Source organism: Streptomyces sp. NPDC001634 (genome assembly GCF_040298185.1).
Classification (GTDB): Bacteria; Actinomycetota; Actinomycetes; order Streptomycetales; family Streptomycetaceae; genus Streptomyces.
Genome location: NZ_JBEOZU010000038.1, coordinates 44,368 through 61,296, shown reverse-complemented (window position 1 = coordinate 61,296; position 16,929 = coordinate 44,368). Strand labels below are relative to the sequence as shown.

Sequence of the window (16,929 nt, the reverse complement as noted above, 5' to 3'; positions counted from 1 at the left end):
GCCGACCCTCACCGCGGGCCTCGAGAAGTCCGCGAAGAACCTGCCGACGGAGCTCGCGACCACGACCGGTGCCGGGGTGCTCTCCTGGGGCACGTGCCGACCGGGCGGAAGACGACGCCGCCTTCCGCCCGGGAAGGCGGGGGCCACTGCGTCAGTGAATGCGTCGGGCCCCGGGAGCGGTGAGCTGCCCGGGGCCCGGTCGTAAGCGCGTGCGGATTACTCCGTCTCGCCGCCGAAGCGCTCCTTGTACGCGGCCAGGTCCTCTTCCGTCAGCTTCGCGAACAGGACCGGGGGAACCGTGAAGGGGGTGCCCGGGGCGACGGCGGTGAGGGACTTCGCCTCTTCCTGCGTGACCCACGTCGCCGTGTCGTCCTGCAGCTCGAATGCCGCGCGCATCGTAGCGGCCGTCGTCGGGATGAACGGTTCCGAGACCACCGAGTAGAGGTGGATCAGGTTCATCGCCGTGCGGAGGGTCAGGGCCGCGCCCTCCTTGTTGGTCTTGATCTCCAGCCAGGGGGCCTTCTCCTCCAGGTAGGAGTTGCCCGCCGACCAGAGGGCGCGCAGGGAGGCGGCCGCCTTGCGGAACTGGATGGCCTCCATGTGCTCCTCGTACTCCGCGAGGAGGCGTGCGATCTCCTCGCCGAGCCTGGACTCGGCCTCGCCCGGCTCGCCGCCCTCCGGGACCGCGTCGCCGAAGCGCTTGCGGGAGAAGGACAGGACGCGGTTGACGAAGTTGCCCAGCGTGTCCGCCAGATCCTTGTTCACCGTGGCCGTGAAGTGCTCCCAGGTGAACGAGGAGTCGTCGGATTCCGGCGCGTTCGCCATCATGAAGTAGCGCCAGTAGTCGGCAGGGAGGATCTCCAGCGCGTCGTGCGTGAAGACGCCGCGCTTCTGCGAGGTGGAGAACTTGCCGCCGTAGTAGTTGAGCCAGTTGAAGGCCTTGATGACGTCGACCTTCTTCCACGGCGCCCGGGTGCCCAGCAGAGTCGCCGGGAACATCACGCTGTGGAAGGGCACGTTGTCCTTGCCCATGAACTGCGTGTAGTGGACGTCCGCGTCCGACTCCCACCACCACGAGCGCCAGTCACGGTTCTCCGGGTCCTGGTCCGCCCACTCCTTCGTCGCGCCGATGTACTCGATCGGGGCGTCGAACCAGACGTAGAAGACCTTGCCCTCGGCGGCCAGGTCCGGCCAGGTGTCGGCCGGGACCGGGACGCCCCAGTCCAGGTCACGGGTGATCGCACGGTCGTGCAGGCCCTCGGTGAGCCACTTGCGGGCGATCGAGGAGGCCAGCACCGGCCAGTTGTCGGCGCGCTCGTCGACCCATGCCTCGACCTCGCCCGCCAGCGCGGACTGGAGGAGGAAGAGGTGCTTGGTCTCGCGGACCTCCAGGTCGCTGCTGCCGCTGATCGCGGAGCGCGGGTCGATCAGGTCGGTGGGGTCCAGGACGCGGGTGCAGTTCTCGCACTGGTCGCCGCGGGCCTTGTCGTAGCCGCAGTGCGGGCAGGTGCCGATGATGTACCGGTCGGGCAGGAAGCGGCCGTCGGCGTTCGAGTACACCTGGCGGATGGCCCGCTCCTCGATGAACCCGTTCGTCTTCAGCTCGCGGGCGATCTCCTGCGTGATGTCGCGGTTCTGCGGGGACGAGCTGCGGCCGAAGTAGTCGAAGGCCAGGTTGAAGCCGTCGTAGACGGCCTTCTGGGCGTCGTGCGCCTGGGCGCAGAACTCGTCGACCGGCAGGCCGAGCTCCTTGGCCGCCAGCTCGGCCGGGGTGCCGTGCTCGTCGGTCGCGCAGATGTACAGGACGTCGTGGCCGCGCTGGCGCAGGTACCGGGAGTGCACGTCCGCCGGGAGCATGGACCCCACCATGTTGCCCAGGTGCTTGATCCCGTTGATATACGGAAGGGCGCTGGTGATGAGGTGTCGAGCCATCGCGGGCTGCTCCCAAGTCGCTACGCGGGGTGACGATTGTCGGGTTTCGGATCGTCTGCAATCGTCTTCGAACCTTGAAATCGTAGCCGACATGGGTGGGCCGCCCGCTTCCCGTTTTGAGGGGTGGGAAGGGGCGGCCCGGGTTTGTGCAGGTTACGGGCGCCAGGACGCCAGTACGCCCTCGTAGACCTCCGGGTCCGTCAGCTCGCGCGGGGTCTCGCCGGCCAGGAAGACCGAGGTGTTGTCCGTCTTGAGCTTGCGGAGGTAGTCGAAGGCCTTGTTCTCCGGGTCACCGAAGGCGATGAAGGAGAAGAAGAGGGCGGGGTGGCTCTGTGCGGCGTCCGTGAGGGACTGGGTGGCGGGGGTCTTCGCGTCCGGCGCGCCGTCCGTCTGGAAGATCACCAGGGCGGGGAGGGTGGGGTCCTGGGACTTCTCGTGGTGCGAGATCACGGCTTCCACCGCCGCGTGGTAGCTCGTACGGCCCATGCGGCCGAGGGACGCGTGGAGGTCGTCGATCTTGTTCTCGTGCTCGGCGAGGGTGAGCTCGCCGGTGCCGTCCAGTTCCGTGGAGAAGAAGACGACGTGGACCGTGGCCTCGGGGTCGAGGTGGGCGGCGAGGGCGAGTGCCTGCTCGCCGAGGGCCTGGGCGGAGCCGTCCTTGTAGTACGGGCGCATGGAGGCGGAGCGGTCGAGGACGAGGTAGACCTTGGCCCGGGTGCCGGTGAGGTCGTGCTGCTTGAGGACGGTGGCCGCGGCCTTGTAGGCGGTGGTCAGTCCGGGGGCGCGGGACTTCAGACGGGCGAGGGTGAGGGCGGGTTCGGCGGCCGGGTCGGTCGCCTCGGCCGAGGGTTCGGCAGCCGGTTCGGTCGCCTCGGCTTCGCCTTCGGCGGCTACGGGTTCGGCAGCCGGTTCGGTCGCCTCGGCTTCGCCTTCGGCGGGGTCGTTCCCACCCGCACCACCCGTGCGGCTTTCGTCGTCGGGTGCGGGTGCCTCCTGTGGGGCCTCCTCGCCGTCGGCGGCTGCCGGAACGTCTGCCTCGGCGGTCGCGGGCCCCTCGGCAGCGACCGGTTCCGGCTCCGGCTCGGGCTCCGGGGCGGCCTCCGCCTCCGGCTCGGGTTCGGGGGCGACCTCGGACTGAGTCTCGGTCTCCGGTTCCGGCTCCGCCTCAACCTCGGCCGCAGGCTCCGCCTTCTCCTCCTCCGCCACCGGCTCGGGCTCCGGGGCGGCCTCAGCCTCCGGCTCCGGCTCGGGTTCGGGTTCGGGCGTCACCTCGGCCACCGGCTCCGCCTCGGGAGTCGGCTCCGGCTCCGCTTCAGGAGTCACCTCGGCCACCGGCTCCGGCTCGGCGGCGGCCTCCGGCTCCGGCTCCGCTTCGGGGGCGACCTCCGCCACCGGCTCCGGCTCCGCTTCGGGCGTCACCTCGGCCACCGGCTCCGGCTCGGCAGCCTCAGCCTCCGGCTCAGCGGCAGCCTCAGTCACCGGCTCCGGTGCGGAAGCCGGCTCGGCCGCCTCCGCGACCGTCGGTTCCGGCTGCGGTTCCTCCGCGACCGTCGGTTCCGGCTGCGGTTCCTCCGCGACCGTCGGTTCCGGCTCCTCCGGCGTCGCCTGCCTCGGTACCGTCACGTTGTCGAACGCCGCCGACACCAGATCGTGCTCGTCGTCCCGGTCCGGGGACTGCGCCGGGATCTTGGCCGACGCGGCCGGCTCGGCGGTCTCCGCGACCGTCGGCTCCGGCTCGGTCGGCGTCGGCGTCTCCCGCGAGGGCTCCTCCTCGGCGGTGCGACCCTTGCGTGAGCGGCCGAACGCGTTCCGCAGGAGAGTGAGAATGCCCATGTGCGCAACCCTTCGCGTGAGTTGATGCCCGCCAATCCCTGGCCAGGACGGACACGTAAGGTTAGCGGTCAGAGGCGGCGATCTTGGGCAGGGTCCAATCATCGGAAGCTGTCGATGTCAATACCGCGATCTCGCCGTTACCGGCGCCCGGCCGCCTCTTGCCGATCCTGTGGTCAGCGTTCATCGATCCGTGGCTGAACGCCCGTACGGATCCCCCTGGTTCATCAACCATTCACCCGTCCGCCCTGCTCGGGCACACCCGCCCCCCTGACGTCACGTCCACATCAAGGGATCGTATGGGGAGAGTAAAGTGCGCAAGCGCGACGCCTTGGTACCTGGCCCGACGGGCCCGGGAAGACGGTCCGCCCCGCCGTCGTCTCAGTGCGGCGACGCGATCGCCCTCGCCGCCGCCACCTCCTGGCGCAGTGGCTCCAGGACGCTGTCCGCCGGGCCGGCGAGGTCCGTGCGGACCGCGACCAGGACGTCCGTCTCCCGCAGGCCCTCCGACAGCTCGCGCAGTTGCAGGGTGACCTGTGCGATTTCGGCGGGGGACGGCGGCGGCGCCCCCTGTCTCACCCGCACCCGCGCGGCCGTCGTCGCGTCCACGATCCGTTCGACCGCGACGACCAGGGGCCACCATGCGGCGGCCCGGCGTCCCGTCGGCGGCGGTTCGGTCAGTGCCCGCTGGAACTCCGTGCGGATGGCGGACAGATCGCGGTACAGACGGCGCCGCATACGGGCGCGGGCCGCGTGGTCGGTGGTGTCGCCGAACGCGGCCTCCACGTAGGCCGCCGTGTCGGTCACGGCGTCCGCCAGCCGGTCGCCGACGCGCGTGTGCCAGCTCTCCGGCCACAGCAGATACCCGGCGACGAGCGCGATGGCGCAGCCCATGAGCGAGTCGACCAGGCGGGGGATCAGCAGCGCCGTGCCCTGGTGGTTCAGGATGTCCGACAGAAGAAGGATCACCGGTGTGATCGCGGCCGTCTGGTAGCCGTATCCGCGGGGGGTGAGCGCGGGGATGAGCGGGGCGAGGACCAGCATCGCCGCCACGTCCCACCAGCCGAGCGGCACGGCGGCGAGCACCACGGCCGCCACCAGCAGACCCGCCACCGTGCCCAGCGCGCGCAGCAGCGCCCGGGAGAAGACCGAACCGAAGTCCGGCTTGAGCACGAAGGTGATGGTGAGGGCGACCCAGTACGAGCGCGGGACCGGGACCAGCGACACCAGGGCCTGGGCGATGCCGATGCACAGGGCGAGGCGCAGTCCGTAGCGCCAGGAGGCGCCGGAGAGGACGACGTTGCGGGCCGCACGGTAGGCGCGGACGCGGAGAGAGGCGGGCCGGCCGAGGCGGTCGACCATGGTGCGCGGGTCGAGGTTCTGGGCCGTGACGACCTCGGCGGCATGGCGCAGCGCGTGGTCGACGGCGCGTCCCGTCGCTCCTTCGGGAGCGGGGAGATCGAGGGTTATGGGACCCCGGTGGCCCGTCTCGACGGCGTCGGCGAGGCGGCGTACGGCGGCCGGGACCTCGTGCGGCAGCTCCCTGCCGTACTGGTGGGCGGCCGGGGCGGCCTCCGCCACCGGGGTGATCGCGTTCAACTGGGCGAGCAGGCGGACCAGTTCGGGGCTGCGGCCGTGGTGACGGGCGCGCCGGGACAGAACGAGGTCGTACGACTCGTTGAGGGACTGGGTGACGGCGTACCGGACGGCGTCGTACCGGTCCGTTCCCCCGGCTGCGAGCAGGTCGGCGACCGCGCGGTAGGTGCCCGCGACCGCCGATCGCTCCGGTACGCCCGAGCGCAACGGCCAGGAGAGCAGGGCGAGGGCGAGGACGAGCGGTCCGCCGCCGGACATCAGCAGCGGGGCGAGCCACCAGGCGCCGGGCAGGGGAAGTCCCGCGCCGATCACGGAGTTGAGGAGCAGCAGCAGTCCGGAGACGGAGGCGACCGCGCCGATCGAGGAGATCATCCCGGAGACCAGGGCGACCCCGGTGACGGCGGCCACGGTGACCCAGCCCTGCCCGTACACCAGCGAGCCGACGGTGAGGCCGGCGGCGCCGAAGAGCTGCGGCATCGCGATGTTGAGGATCCGCATGCGGTACGCGTCCGCGGTGTCGCCGATGACGCCGGACAGGGCGCCCATGGAGGCGAGTGCGCCGTAGGCCGGTGCTCCGTGGGCCAGTCCGATCGCGAGCGGCAGCGACATGGCGATTGCTGCGCGGGCGACGGCGGGCCGGTTGACGGGTGCCTGCTGCGGTTGAAGGTTCCGGACCAGCCAGTCGGGAGGGGTGAGGCCGATGGGGAACTCGCGGGACATGCCCTCATTATCGCCAATGCGTCCGGGTGGACTTTTGGTCTATTTGCGCTGGTGGAGGGTGATGTCGACGATGAGGGCGCGGTGGTCGGTGTCGGCGATGCCGAGGAAGTGCGCGGAGTTGGCCGAGAAGTCCCGGGAGACGAGGACGTGGTCGATCTGGGTGCCGAACGGCGGGGCGGTGTCGGCGGGCCAGGAGGGAGTACGGGCGTCGTCGGCGAGGCCGGCGCTGTCGCGCAGGCCGGTGTCGAGGATGCGGCGGAAGGCGGCGTGGTCCTGGGAGGCGTTGAAGTCGCCGGCGAGGACCGTGGGGGCGTCACCGCCGGCCGCCGCGTAGGCGCGCAGCTCTCCGAGCTCATGGCGCCACAGGGAGAGCTGGCCGGGGAGCGGGGGCATGGGGTGGGCGAGCTGGAGGCGTACGGCATGGCCGTGGACGTCGGCGACGGCGCCGGGCATGCCCATGGTGCCGCGCACTCCCGGGGCGGCCTTCAGCGGGAACCGGCTGAGGATGACCGATCCGTCCGAGCCGGCGCCGTCGACGGCCCCCCGGTAGGGGTAGGTGCCGTGCGGCCCGCCGAAGGCGCTCTCCAGGGTGGCGGAGCAGTGGTACTCGCACTCCTCGACGAACACGATGTCGGGGCGCTCGCGGCGGATCGTGGGCACGAGGGAGGTGGTGCCGCGGCCGAACTCGACATTGGAGGTCAGCACGCGGAACTCGGCGAGCGGGGTGCCGGTGGGCTCGTCCGTCTTTCCGTACGGCTCGGTGTACCAGGCGAGCGCACCGAGCGCGAGGACGCCCCAGACCATGCCGGTGCGCCAGCGGGTGAGCACGGCGAGCAGGAGGGCGAAAGCGGCGGGGGCGAGCAGCCAGGGCAGGAAGGCGAGCAGCTGTGGCACGGGCGTGACCGCGTCGGTGTCGGCGGCCCGGCAGCCGGCGGCGACGCTCACCGCGGCGAGCATCAGCCCGGCCAGCCAGGCCCCCGCCGTCCGCCCCCGGGACCGGCGCCGGGTCTCGGCCGGCCCGGTCCACTCCGCGGTCGCAGTCTCCACGTACCGGCCGCCTTCCCCTGGGAGCACCGGGTGCCCGAATCCTCCCTCAAAGACGGGGTTGGAGGGGAGAAGGTTGCCGGTATCGCACGGGGGACGTCGGCCGGCGGTCCTGAGGCAGGGCTACCGCGTCGCCTCGGGGCGGCCTGCCGTCACCAGGGACCAGATCACGAAGCCTCCGATCGCGATGGCGATGACCGACCAGATGGGGGCGTAGGGGAGGAACATGAAGTACAGGATCATGTACAGGGCCGCCAGGCCCACGCCCACCCCGCGTGCCCACTCCATGCCCTGGAGCACTCCCCAGCCCGTCAGGGCGACCAGGGCGCCGACGACCAGGTGGATCCAGCCCCAGGTGGTGAGGCTGAACTCGTACACGTAGGTCCCGACGTGGTAGTAGACGTTGTTCGTGGCGATGCCTGCGATGCCGTTCAGCACGCCCACGATTCCCCCGACCAACATCAGGACCCCGGCGAATGCCGTGCCGCCGGTCGACCAGGCCGTGCGCTTGGTGTGGGGGGTGCGTGCGGTCTGCTGGACCATGGGGGTCGCCTCCTCGGGACGGGTCGTTCATCCGCAGGTTCGCCCGAGGGGAGGGTCGGCGCACGGTGACATGGGCCGAACGGGTGGCCCCGGTTTCCGCGACGTCAGGCGTCCAGGCGCTCCAGGAACCGGGCCAGCGCCTTGTTGAACTCCTCCGGGCGCTCCAGGTTCGGCAGGTGCGCAGCGCCCGTGACCACGTGGAGCGTGGCGTCGGGGAGTGCCGCGTGCATGGCCTCCGCGTCCGCGACCGGCGTGAAGGTGTCGTCCTCGCCGACCACCACCAGGGCAGGGACCGTGACGCGAGTGAGCAGGTCGCGGTAGTCGGGCCGTTCCGCCCGGCCGCGCAGGGCCGCCGCGGCGCCCTCGGGGGAGGTCGCCGTCATCATGCGGTGGACGTGCGCCGCCACCTCCGCGTCCGCGTACGGCGCCACCATCCGGTACAGCACCTCGTCGGCGTATCCGCGCATGCCCTCGCCGAGCAGCCGGTCCGCCATGGCGTACCGGCCCTGCCTGCCCTCCTCGGTCTCCGCCGCCGGGAAGGTGTCCGCGAGGACGAGACCGGCGATCCGCTCCGGGAACCGGGCACAGCACTCCATGACGATCTGGCCGCCCATGGAGAGCCCGGCGAGGACGAAGCGGTCCACGCCCAGGTCGTCGAGGAGCGTCGCGATGTCGTCGGCGAACACCGACAGCGGGGTGACGCCCCGGACGACCGGGGAGGCGCCGTAGCCGCGCAGGTCCGGCGCGATCACACGGCGCGTGCGGGCGAACTCCGTGAGCTGCGGTGCCCACATCGTGCGGTCGAAGGGGTGGCCGTGGACGAGGACGAGCGGCAGCCGGTCCGTACGGGTGCCTTTGTCCTCGTATGCGAGGAAGGATGCCATGATCATGACGATAGAGTGCTCAACTCATCGGTGCAATAAAATCTTTGCTCTCGGTGCAATCCAAGGGGGACGGAATGGGGGACGACTACCGGCGGTTCGCCGACCGGATCGCCGCGGACATCGCCGCCGGCCGGCTGGGACCCGGTGAACGGCTGCCGCCGCAGCGGGTGTTCGCGCGGCGGCGTGGTATCGCGGCGTCGACGGCGGGACGGGTGTACGGCGAACTCGTGCGGCGCGGCCTGGTGGTCGGCGAGGTCGGGCGCGGCACCTTCGTACGGGCCGCACCGGTGCCGTCGGGGCGCCCGCTCGCCGAACAGGCGACGACGGCACCCGTCAATCTGGAGCTCAACTACCCCTCCGTGCCGGGCCAGTCGGAGCTGCTGGCCGCCGGGCTCGCACCGCTGCTGCGCCCCGACGTGCTCGACGGGGCGACCCGTACGGCGCCCGCCGCGGGGACACCGGCCGCGCGCGAGGCCGCCGCCGCTCTCCTCGCCACCGGCGGCTGGCGCCCGGCACCGGACCGGCTGCTGTTCGCGGGCAACGCACGGCAGGCCATCGCGGGCGTCCTCGCCGCCCTCGTCCGGCCCGGCGGCCGCGTCGGGGTCGAGTGGCTGACGTATCCGCTGGTCAAGGAGATCGCGGCGCGCCTGGGCATCGTCCTGGTCCCGCTGGCCACGGACGAGCAGGGCCTGCGGCCGGACGCACTCGCCGCCGCGCACCGCTCGGCGCCGCTGTCCGCGGTGTACGTACAGCCGACGCTGCACAATCCGACGTCGGTGACGACGAGCGAGGACCGCAGACGGCAACTCGCCGATGCCGTACGGGACGTGCGGATACCCGTCGTCGAGGACCGCATCTGGTCGTTCCTGTGCGCGGAAGAGAGCGCCAGACCCCTGGCGGCCTACGCGCCCGAACGCACCTACGTCGTCGACGGGTTGTCCAAGCGGGTCGCGCCCGGGCTCACCGTCGGGTTCCTCGTGGTGCCCGGGGGCCGGGACGAGGAGACGGCCGCGGCGCTGCGGTCGGGCGGGTGGACGGCGGGCCGGTTCGCGCTGGAGGCGGCGGTGCGCTGGATCGGGGACGGGACCGTCACACGGCTGGTGGCGGCGAAACGGGCGGACGCCGAAGCACGGCAGCGGCTGGTCGCGCAGCACCTGGACGGTTTCGCCGTACGCGCCGATCCACGGGCGTACTTCGCGTGGTGGCGGCTGCCGCGGCCCTGGCGCGCGGACGTGTTCGCGGCGGCCGCGGCCGAGCGGGGGATCGCCATCACACCGGGACCGGCCTTCGTGGCCGGTGGGCGCGGGGTGGAAGGAGCCGCCTCGGACTGCGTCAGGCTTGGACTCGCGACGGCGGCTCCACCGGAGCTGGCACGGGCGCTTCGGACGCTCGCCGGCGTCGCACGTACACGCCCGTGAGCCAGGCGGCCAGGGCGACCGTGAGGCCGAGCGCCAGCAACAGCCAGGAGACCGTGCGCAGCGTCTCGGTGAGAGCGTCGTAGATCGCGCCCGCGGCCGGGTGCGAGACCCCCGCCGGAAGGTCCTGAAGCGTCAAACGGCGGCCCACCGCGATCGCGACGCCGAGCAGCGCCGCGCCCAGCGCCGTGCCGAGCCCGGTCGCCAGTACGGCCCGGCGGCGGCACACCGCCACGAGGATGCCGGCCAGGGCGAAGCCGGCCGCGGCGACGGGAAGCCAGAAACCGGCGACTTCGAGCACGTGGAATCCCTTCCGGAGTTTCGTCAGGTCCTCCGACTGCAGCAGGGTGATCTCCGTGTGCGCGACCGGGATGCGGCCCGCGAACGGTACGTGCTCGTCGGCGAGTTGGCGCTTCATACGCTCGGTGGCGGGGGCGAGGTCGATGGTGACCGGGCTGTCGCCGTCGTCCTGCAGGGCGCGCATCACGGCGTCGTGGGCGGTGAGGTTGGCGGTGTCCCAGGCGGTGCGGAAGGCCTCGGTGGTGGTGAACGAGCGGACCGCGTCGTGGACGAAGGCGTGCACGGACCCCTCCATGGGCGGGCCGACGTGCACCTCGCGCATGATGCCGTCGGTGACGGCCGCGGCGATGGCGTCCCGGACCTGCGCATCGGAGGCGAGCGGGGCGGTGGTGGCGGCGTAGCGGGCGCCGTCCTCGATGCCGTACTTCGCCCACACGGCCAGCACGCCGAGCGGCGTGAGCAGGCACGAGAGGCCTACCAGCACCGCGGAGAGGGCGCTCCTGATCCGTCGGGACACGGCACCAGCCAACCCCGACCGCGTGTGATCGGCGAGCTGTTTGCCTGCAAATGGGTGGATATGAAAAGCGGGAGGGTGGACGGTGACGGATGTGGGGACCGGCCCATGGTGGCGCCCTCCGATGGGTCTCCGGTGGAGGGTTCACCCGAACGGGTGTTACCTGGTGATGGGGAGAAGGAGGCGGAAAATGCGCACCACCCCGGTCCTGCGGCGCATCGCCGCAGCGCTCTTCACCGGCGGAGTCATCACCGCCGTCGCCGCCGGAACCGCTACGGCGGCGACCGTTCCGACGCACAGCGCCCTCTCGGGCGCCGTTGCCGCCCATCAGGTATCGGCCACCGTCTCCCACGGCGGTTACGGTCCGTGTTCCGGATGGGGGAACGGCTACTGGTGGGACACCGGCTGGAACGACTGCGGCTGGAACGGCAACGGTTTCTACGGCGGCGGTTTTTACGACGGCTGGAACTCGTGGAATCCGTATGGCTCCGGATTCGTCGTCATCGTGGGTTCTCCCTGGGGCTACTGAGGCTCCTCGACCGGCTCCCGGGAGCGGATCCCGGGTGACGGGGTGAGTGAGGGAGACGCATGAGGCCCCGGCTGCGGCGTGGGCCGTAACGCCGGGGTCTCGTGCGCCGGAAGCTGGTTCGGCCCGGCCTGGAGGACAGGCCGGGCCGAACTGCCAGGGGCCGGTGGATCAGCTGATCCGGTGCCCCGCGGCGTCCTCGTGCGTGTAGTACCGGTAGAAGTTGAACGCGAAAACTCCTACGGCGACCGCGAGGGCGATGCCGATCGAGCGCAGCACGGTGTCCCCGGTCTGGCTGTAGAGGAAGCCGAACGCGATGCCCGCGAACGCGGCCCACAGCGTCGCGTGCAGCTCGCGCCGAAGCCGGGGCGCCTCGACGAGCAGGCCCGCGCACAGCACCGCGAACACGATCGCGCACACAAAGCCGAACAGGACGTTCCAGCCGGTGATGGGGCCCGCGTCGCGCCTGATGGCCGCGGCCCAGAAGCCGTAGAGGAGCCCGATGGCGACGGGCACCGCCACCCTTGCGACGGCGTGGGTGCGCGCGTCGAAGACATCGGGCGGACGGTGGATCGTCACCGCCGTGCCGGATCTCGTGGCGGGTGTGCGTGATCTCCCTGACCTGGGTGCCGCGTGAGCCATGGGAGCACTCCTCTCTCTCCTCGCCCCTGCACTCCAGAGCACACCTGGCCGGGGCGGCTGGCAAGTCGGGATGCAAAGTCCACAGGGCCGTGTTTCGCTGGGCCTCATGAGGATCGTGCTGTTCGGGGCGACGGGAATGGTGGGCAGCCGGATCGCCGCGGAGGCGGCGCAGCGCGGACACCGGGTCACGACCGTGAGCCGTTCCGGCCGGTCGCCCGTGCCCGGGGCGACGGCCACGGCGGCGGACGCCACGGACCCGGCGAAGGTCGCGACGCTGGCGGCGGGGGCGGACGCGGTGGCGAGCGCGTGCGCACCGCCACGGGACGGTTCGGACCCGAAGGAGCCGTTCCTCGCCCTCAACCGCTCGCTCGTGCAGGGCACGCGCGACGCCGGAGTACCGCGGCTCGTGGTGGTCGGCGGCGCGGGCAGCCTGGAGATCGCGCCCGGGCAGGCGCTGTGCGACCAGCCCGGCTTCCCCGAGGCATATCTGGCCGAGGCGCTGTCCCACCGAGACGTCCTGGAGTACTACCGCACGATCGACGACCTGGACTGGACGTACGTCTCCCCCGCCGCCGAGATCGCCCCCGGCGAGCGCACGGGCCGTTTCCGGGTGGACGACGACCGACTGCTCACCGACGCGGACGGCAACAGCCGGATCAGCGCCGAGGACTATGCGGTCGCCTTCGTCGACGAACTCGAGCAGGGCGCCCATCCGCGCGCCCGCATGTCGGTCGCCTACTGAGCGATCGGACGTCACGCCGGTGCCCGCCAGGCGACCACCCCACGACCGGCCTCAGGAGGGCCGGGGGGAGAAGCACGGGCCCCCTGCCCTCGGCGCCTCGCTCCCCGAGTCCCCGGCCGTCGACGGGTCGTCGCCGTCCTCCGCCGCCTCCGCCCGCGACGGCGCCCTGCCCGCGGTCTCCGTCCCCGACGAGTCCGTGCTGGACGGACCACCTCGCGAGGGGGCCGTGCGATCCGTTCGCTCCGTCGCATCCGCCGGCCCCGTCCGTGACAGGACCGCCGGGCTCCCCCGTCCCTCGGGCGCCGAAGCCCTGCACCGGCGGCAGCAGATGCTGCGCGTGGGCGGGCGCAGCGTCGCCTGGGTGCCGCCGCTCGCGCTGCTCGTCGCCATCGCCGTGGTCGACTGGAACACCGGCGGAGAGTTCCGCACCATCTCCTGGGTGGTGCTGGTCCCCGGTGTCGCCGCCGCGATCTGCGGGCTCTGGGGCACGATCGGCATCGCCGTCCTGGCCGTCCTCACCTACGAGATCGAGGACCACGCCTGGCCGCACCAGTTCCGCACCGGCCTGCCCGACTTCATCCTCGTGGTCGTGGGCGCCATGCTGGCCGTGCTGGCCTGCGCGGTCCGGGTGCGCGAAGAGCGGCGCATGCTGCACATGCAGGACGTCGTCGACACCACCCGCCGCGCGGTGCTGCGCCCGCTGCCGGCCGGCTGGGGAGGCCTCGACCATGCGGCGGTCTACCTCGCCGCCGACAGCGTCGCCCGCGTCGGCGGAGACTTCTACGACATCCAGCCCGGACCGCAGGGCACCCGTGTGCTGATCGGCGACGTCCAGGGCAAGGGCCTCGGCGCGGTCGCCGCCGCGTCGGCGCTGCTCGGCACGTTCCGTGAGGCGGCGTATCACGAGCCCCTCCTCGGCGTGGTCGCCGAGCGGCTGGAGACCCGGATGGTGCGGCATGTCGCCTACTGCGCGGAGATCGGCCGCGACGAGGGCGACCGGTTCGCCACCGCCGTACTGGTCGGCTTCCCGCCCGCCGAGCCCGCGTATGTGGAGGTCATCAACTTCGGGCACGAGCCGCCGCTGGTGGTGGCCCCCGACGGCGTACGGCCCCTGCCGCCCGGCGAGGGCCTCCCGCTGGGCCTCGGGGGACTGGGCGGGCAACCGCCGCGCACGCTGCGTGTACCGCTGGCGCCGGGCGAGACACTGCTGCTGGTCACGGACGGGGTGTGCGAGGCGCGGGACGCCACCGGGGAGTTCTTCCCGCTGCGGGACGGGGTGGCCGACGCGGTCGCCGAGGACCCGCGCGCCGTCGAGCCGGGCCGCCTGGTGCGTCTCGTCCGCGACAGCACACTGCGCCACTGCGGCGGCCACCTCCACGACGACACGACGATCTTCGCGGTACGGCGACGGCGTACGACCGCCGGACGGTGACGGCACCGTCCGGCGCGCAACGCGCCCCTTCAGGAGGCGCGGGGAACTGCGCGACCAGCCACGTGTGGCCCGCAGACGGCGTACGGCACTGGAGGCAGCCCAGCAGCCGCAACCTTTCAGCGCCTTCCGCCGCAAATCCCCTTCCGTACGCGGGCGTTTGCTCGTCCTCATCGCACCTTTGCAGGCGCAGCGGTTACCGTGCTGACGTACGTGATCGATCGGGGAGGGAACGATGCCCGGAACCGTGCTGCTGCTCGCGGCCTCGCCGGCGGGCAAGGGGTGCCTGGTGGACGCGGCCTCCGTGCTCCCGGTGCTCGCGGCCGTCGCCCCGCCGGTGCTGTCGGGCACGGACACGGCGAACGTGGTCGAACTCGCCGACCCGCTGGAGCCGCAGGCCGTTCTCACCCGGCTGCGGGCCGCCGCGGCCGCCCCGGGCCCGCTGACGGTGTTCCTCGCCGGTCAGCTCCAGCTGGACCGCCGCCAGCACCTGCCGCACCTGGCGCTGGCCCGCACCACCCCGGCCACGGTCCGCTACACCGGCTTCCCCTGGCACTGGATCCGCGAGGAACTGCGGCTGCGCCCGCCCGGTACGACGACGGTGTTCGCGGATCTGCACACGGACCAGGAGACCTGGCAGCACCTGCACACGAGGCCCCTGGAGTGCGGCCCCACGGTCCCCCTCTACGGCCGCGTCGCCCCGCCGCCACCGCGCCGCGCCCTGGCCGTCCCGACGTATATGAAGGCCCTGGCGACGATCCTCCGCAGCGGCCACCGCCCGGAGCCGGCGATCCTCCACCAGGAGGCGCTGACCCGGGCGTACGCGGAGACGGGCGCGCAGCCGGACACGGTCCTCACGCCCAACCAGCCTCCGCTCGACCGGACTTGGCAGGCACCCCCGACGCCCGCCGGGTACACCCCCGCACCGCCGCCGCCGGACCCGCACGCCGCGCTCACGGACGCCGTGCAGAACGGCCGGCACTCGGAGGCCGCGGCGCTCGCCGCGCAGTGGGAGCAGGCGGCACTGCGCGAGCACGGCCCCGGTTCCGAGGCGGCGCTGCACTGGATGGAGGTCCGCGCCGATCTGGCGATGTTCGCGGGCGACGCGGACCGCAGCTGCGAGACCTGGCTGGCGGTCGCCACGGCCCGTCTGTCGGCCGGCCAGCCCCCCGGGCATCCGGCGGTGGAGACCGCCGTCGACCGCGCCCACCACCAGTGGGGCCGCATGAGCGACCCGGCCCGCGCCCGCGAACTGGGCCCCGCACTGGCCGGCTTGCGCGAACGCGTGCCGGGCCGCCGCGAAGGCGCACTGCGGCACGTCCGGCAACACCTGGAGGAACTGAGGCAGGCCCAGCACGTCCCCGGGTGACGGAGCTCAGGTACGAGGAGCGGACAGATGGGCCAGCGCCCCCGACACCAGCGTCCGCACCCCCGGGGCGATCGTGGACAGGTCGGGCGCGAAGTGCGGGCTGTGGTTGCTCGGGACCGCCGCGAACCTCTCCATCAGGTCGGCGCCCGGTGCCGCCTCCCACACATCCGCCGGGGTGCTCGTCACGAACCAGTACGCGTACGGGACCCCGTCCGGCGCCAGGTGCGGGAAGTCCTCGCTGCCCATCGCCGGGCCCGGGTCGAAGACCGTGGCAGGGCCGAACACCTCGCCGTGCACGGCGGCCACACCGCGGTCCGTGCCGACGTCGTTGACCGTCACCGGGAAGTCGGCGCCGACGGCCACCTCGGGCTCGCGCGGGCAGCCCGCGGCCAGGCACTCGCCCGCCGCGATGCGCCGGATCGCGGCGATCATCCGGTCGCGCACCTCGGCGGACTGCGTGCGCAGGTTCAGGGCGATATGTGCCTGGGGCGGAATGATGTTGTGCCGGGTGCCCGCCTCGATCCGGCCCACGGTCAGCACCGCGGAGTCGCGCGCCGCGATCTCCCGGCTGACGACGGTCTGCAGCCGGGTGACGAGGTACGCGGCCGTCACCACCGGGTCCACGGTCGACTCCGGGCGTGAGCCGTGGCCGCCCCGGCCGTGCACCACGATGTCCACGTCCGTCGAGGCCGACAGGATCAGGCCCGGGCGGTGTGCGTAGAGCCCGGCCGGGCCCGGTGCCGCGTGCTGGGCGAGCAGGACGTCGGGGCGCGGGAAGCGTTCGTACAGTCCGTCCGTGACCATCGCCCGCGCGCCCTGGCCGGTCTCCTCGGCGGGCTGGCCCACCACCAGCAGTGTGCCCGACCATGCGTCGCGCCCGGCGGCCAGCGCCCCGGCCGCGCCCGCGAGCCAGGTGACATGCAGATCGTGCCCGCAGGCGTGCATCACGCCGGGCACCTCGGAGGCGTACGGCAGTCCCGTCTCCTCGGTGACCGGCAGTGCGTCCATGTCGGCGCGCAGCAGGACGGTGGGCCCGTCGCCGTTGCGCAGCACACCGACGACCCCGGTGCCGCCGACGCCCTCCACCGTCTCGTACCCGGCCGTACGCAGCCGCTCGGCGAGCCTTGCGGCGGTCCGGTGCTCGTGCAGGGACAGCTCGGGGTGGCGGTGCAGATCCCGGTAGAAGTCCTCCAGGTCCGCCACGGGCAGGTCGGCGGTGAGGTGCAACGCGGTGCGGGCGGCGGGGGAGGTCACGGGGTCAGGGTATGCGGCGGGGCCGGTGACCGGAACGGAGTCGTCCAGGGCCCGCCGCCGGCCCCGAACGGGAGCGGCCGCCCGGGGGGGGGGGGGGGGGTGCCCGGGGGGCCCCCGGGTGGGGTGGCCCCTTGGGGAGGGGGATGGGGTGTAAGGGGTGGCCGACGGCTTGGGGGTGTTGTGGTGGTG

14 protein-coding genes are annotated in these 16,929 nt (G+C 72.8%); 5 read left to right on the top strand and 9 right to left on the bottom strand.

What is annotated here, in order from left to right:
• Window positions 1-216: 216 nt before the first annotated feature.
• The 6 genes from metG to ABT186_RS24980 form a co-directional block, all read right to left on the bottom strand.
• The gene (metG, locus tag ABT186_RS25005) at window positions 217-1,932 is read right to left on the bottom strand and encodes a methionine--tRNA ligase (RefSeq protein ID WP_351227950.1); all 1,716 of its coding nucleotides are present in this window, start codon (window positions 1,930-1,932) and stop codon (window positions 217-219) included.
• 153 nt (window positions 1,933-2,085) lie between these two features.
• Window positions 2,086-3,765, bottom strand: coding sequence for a VWA domain-containing protein (locus tag ABT186_RS25000; protein ID WP_351926921.1), 1,680 nt, complete (start codon window positions 3,763-3,765; stop codon window positions 2,086-2,088).
• 378 nt (window positions 3,766-4,143) lie between these two features.
• Window positions 4,144-6,078 (bottom strand): FUSC family protein, encoded by a 1,935-nt coding sequence (locus ABT186_RS24995; RefSeq protein ID WP_351926919.1) that lies wholly within the window; start codon window positions 6,076-6,078, stop codon window positions 4,144-4,146.
• A gap of 39 nt (window positions 6,079-6,117) precedes the next feature.
• The gene (locus ABT186_RS24990; protein WP_351926917.1) at window positions 6,118-7,125 is read right to left on the bottom strand and encodes an endonuclease/exonuclease/phosphatase family protein; all 1,008 of its coding nucleotides are present in this window, start codon (window positions 7,123-7,125) and stop codon (window positions 6,118-6,120) included.
• 120 nt (window positions 7,126-7,245) lie between these two features.
• A complete protein-coding gene (locus ABT186_RS24985; RefSeq protein ID WP_351227958.1) occupies window positions 7,246-7,665 on the bottom strand; it encodes a DUF7144 family membrane protein in 420 nt (139 codons plus the stop codon).
• Between the two features lie 104 nt (window positions 7,666-7,769).
• On the bottom strand, window positions 7,770-8,549 hold the full coding sequence (locus tag ABT186_RS24980; RefSeq protein WP_351227960.1) for an alpha/beta fold hydrolase: 780 nt from the start codon (window positions 8,547-8,549) through the stop codon (window positions 7,770-7,772).
• 74 nt (window positions 8,550-8,623) lie between these two features.
• On the opposite strand from ABT186_RS24980, the gene ABT186_RS24975 reads away from it, so the two are divergent.
• On the top strand, window positions 8,624-9,967 hold the full coding sequence (locus tag ABT186_RS24975; RefSeq protein WP_351926915.1) for an aminotransferase-like domain-containing protein: 1,344 nt from the start codon (window positions 8,624-8,626) through the stop codon (window positions 9,965-9,967).
• On the opposite strand, the gene ABT186_RS24970 is transcribed toward ABT186_RS24975, so the two are convergent.
• Window positions 9,882-10,781 carry a hypothetical protein gene (locus ABT186_RS24970; protein ID WP_351227964.1) on the bottom strand — a complete coding sequence of 300 codons (900 nt, stop codon included), beginning with the start codon at window positions 10,779-10,781 and terminating at the stop codon, window positions 9,882-9,884. The two genes, ABT186_RS24975 and ABT186_RS24970, sit on opposite strands and share 86 nt — an antisense overlap.
• Window positions 10,782-10,968: 187 nt before the next feature.
• On the opposite strand from ABT186_RS24970, the gene ABT186_RS24965 reads away from it, so the two are divergent.
• A complete protein-coding gene (locus ABT186_RS24965; RefSeq protein ID WP_351227966.1) occupies window positions 10,969-11,307 on the top strand; it encodes a hypothetical protein in 339 nt (112 codons plus the stop codon).
• 168 nt (window positions 11,308-11,475) lie between these two features.
• On the opposite strand, the gene ABT186_RS24960 is transcribed toward ABT186_RS24965, so the two are convergent.
• Window positions 11,476-11,946, bottom strand: coding sequence for a hypothetical protein (locus ABT186_RS24960; protein ID WP_351926913.1), 471 nt, complete (start codon window positions 11,944-11,946; stop codon window positions 11,476-11,478).
• Between the two features lie 106 nt (window positions 11,947-12,052).
• Between ABT186_RS24960 and ABT186_RS24955 the strand changes: the two genes are divergently transcribed.
• The 3 genes from ABT186_RS24955 (at window position 12,053) to ABT186_RS24945 (ending at window position 15,486) form a co-directional block, all read left to right on the top strand.
• The gene (locus ABT186_RS24955) at window positions 12,053-12,688 is read left to right on the top strand and encodes an NAD(P)-dependent oxidoreductase (protein WP_351227970.1); all 636 of its coding nucleotides are present in this window, start codon (window positions 12,053-12,055) and stop codon (window positions 12,686-12,688) included.
• Between the two features lie 328 nt (window positions 12,689-13,016).
• Window positions 13,017-14,120: a PP2C family protein-serine/threonine phosphatase gene (locus ABT186_RS24950; RefSeq protein WP_351227978.1), complete on the top strand. Its 1,104-nt coding sequence runs from the start codon at window positions 13,017-13,019 to the stop codon at window positions 14,118-14,120.
• Window positions 14,121-14,352: 232 nt separating this feature from the next.
• Window positions 14,353-15,486: a hypothetical protein gene (locus tag ABT186_RS24945; RefSeq protein ID WP_351227972.1), complete on the top strand. Its 1,134-nt coding sequence runs from the start codon at window positions 14,353-14,355 to the stop codon at window positions 15,484-15,486.
• 6 nt (window positions 15,487-15,492) lie between these two features.
• On the opposite strand, the gene ABT186_RS24940 is transcribed toward ABT186_RS24945, so the two are convergent.
• Window positions 15,493-16,740 carry an amidohydrolase gene (locus ABT186_RS24940; protein ID WP_351926911.1) on the bottom strand — a complete coding sequence of 416 codons (1,248 nt, stop codon included), beginning with the start codon at window positions 16,738-16,740 and terminating at the stop codon, window positions 15,493-15,495.
• Between the last annotated feature and the right edge of the window lie 189 nt (window positions 16,741-16,929).

What these genes read in the sequence shown, in the direction of transcription:
- metG (WP_351227950.1), bottom strand. Translation starts at nt 1,932, where the DNA reads ATGGCTCGACACCTCATCACCAGCGCCCTTCCGTATATCAACGGGATC.
- ABT186_RS25000 (WP_351926921.1), bottom strand. Translation starts at nt 3,765, where the DNA reads ATGGGCATTCTCACTCTCCTGCGGAACGCGTTCGGCCGCTCACGCAAG.
- ABT186_RS24995 (WP_351926919.1), bottom strand. Translation starts at nt 6,078, where the DNA reads ATGTCCCGCGAGTTCCCCATCGGCCTCACCCCTCCCGACTGGCTGGTC.
- ABT186_RS24985 (WP_351227958.1), bottom strand. Translation starts at nt 7,665, where the DNA reads ATGGTCCAGCAGACCGCACGCACCCCCCACACCAAGCGCACGGCCTGG.
- ABT186_RS24980 (WP_351227960.1), bottom strand. Translation starts at nt 8,549, where the DNA reads ATGGCATCCTTCCTCGCATACGAGGACAAAGGCACCCGTACGGACCGG.
- ABT186_RS24975 (WP_351926915.1), top strand. Translation starts at nt 8,624, where the DNA reads ATGGGGGACGACTACCGGCGGTTCGCCGACCGGATCGCCGCGGACATC.
- ABT186_RS24965 (WP_351227966.1), top strand. Translation starts at nt 10,969, where the DNA reads ATGCGCACCACCCCGGTCCTGCGGCGCATCGCCGCAGCGCTCTTCACC.
- ABT186_RS24960 (WP_351926913.1), bottom strand. Translation starts at nt 11,946, where the DNA reads ATGGCTCACGCGGCACCCAGGTCAGGGAGATCACGCACACCCGCCACG.
- ABT186_RS24955 (WP_351227970.1), top strand. Translation starts at nt 12,053, where the DNA reads ATGAGGATCGTGCTGTTCGGGGCGACGGGAATGGTGGGCAGCCGGATC.
- ABT186_RS24950 (WP_351227978.1), top strand. Translation starts at nt 13,017, where the DNA reads ATGCTGCGCGTGGGCGGGCGCAGCGTCGCCTGGGTGCCGCCGCTCGCG.
- ABT186_RS24945 (WP_351227972.1), top strand. Translation starts at nt 14,353, where the DNA reads ATGCCCGGAACCGTGCTGCTGCTCGCGGCCTCGCCGGCGGGCAAGGGG.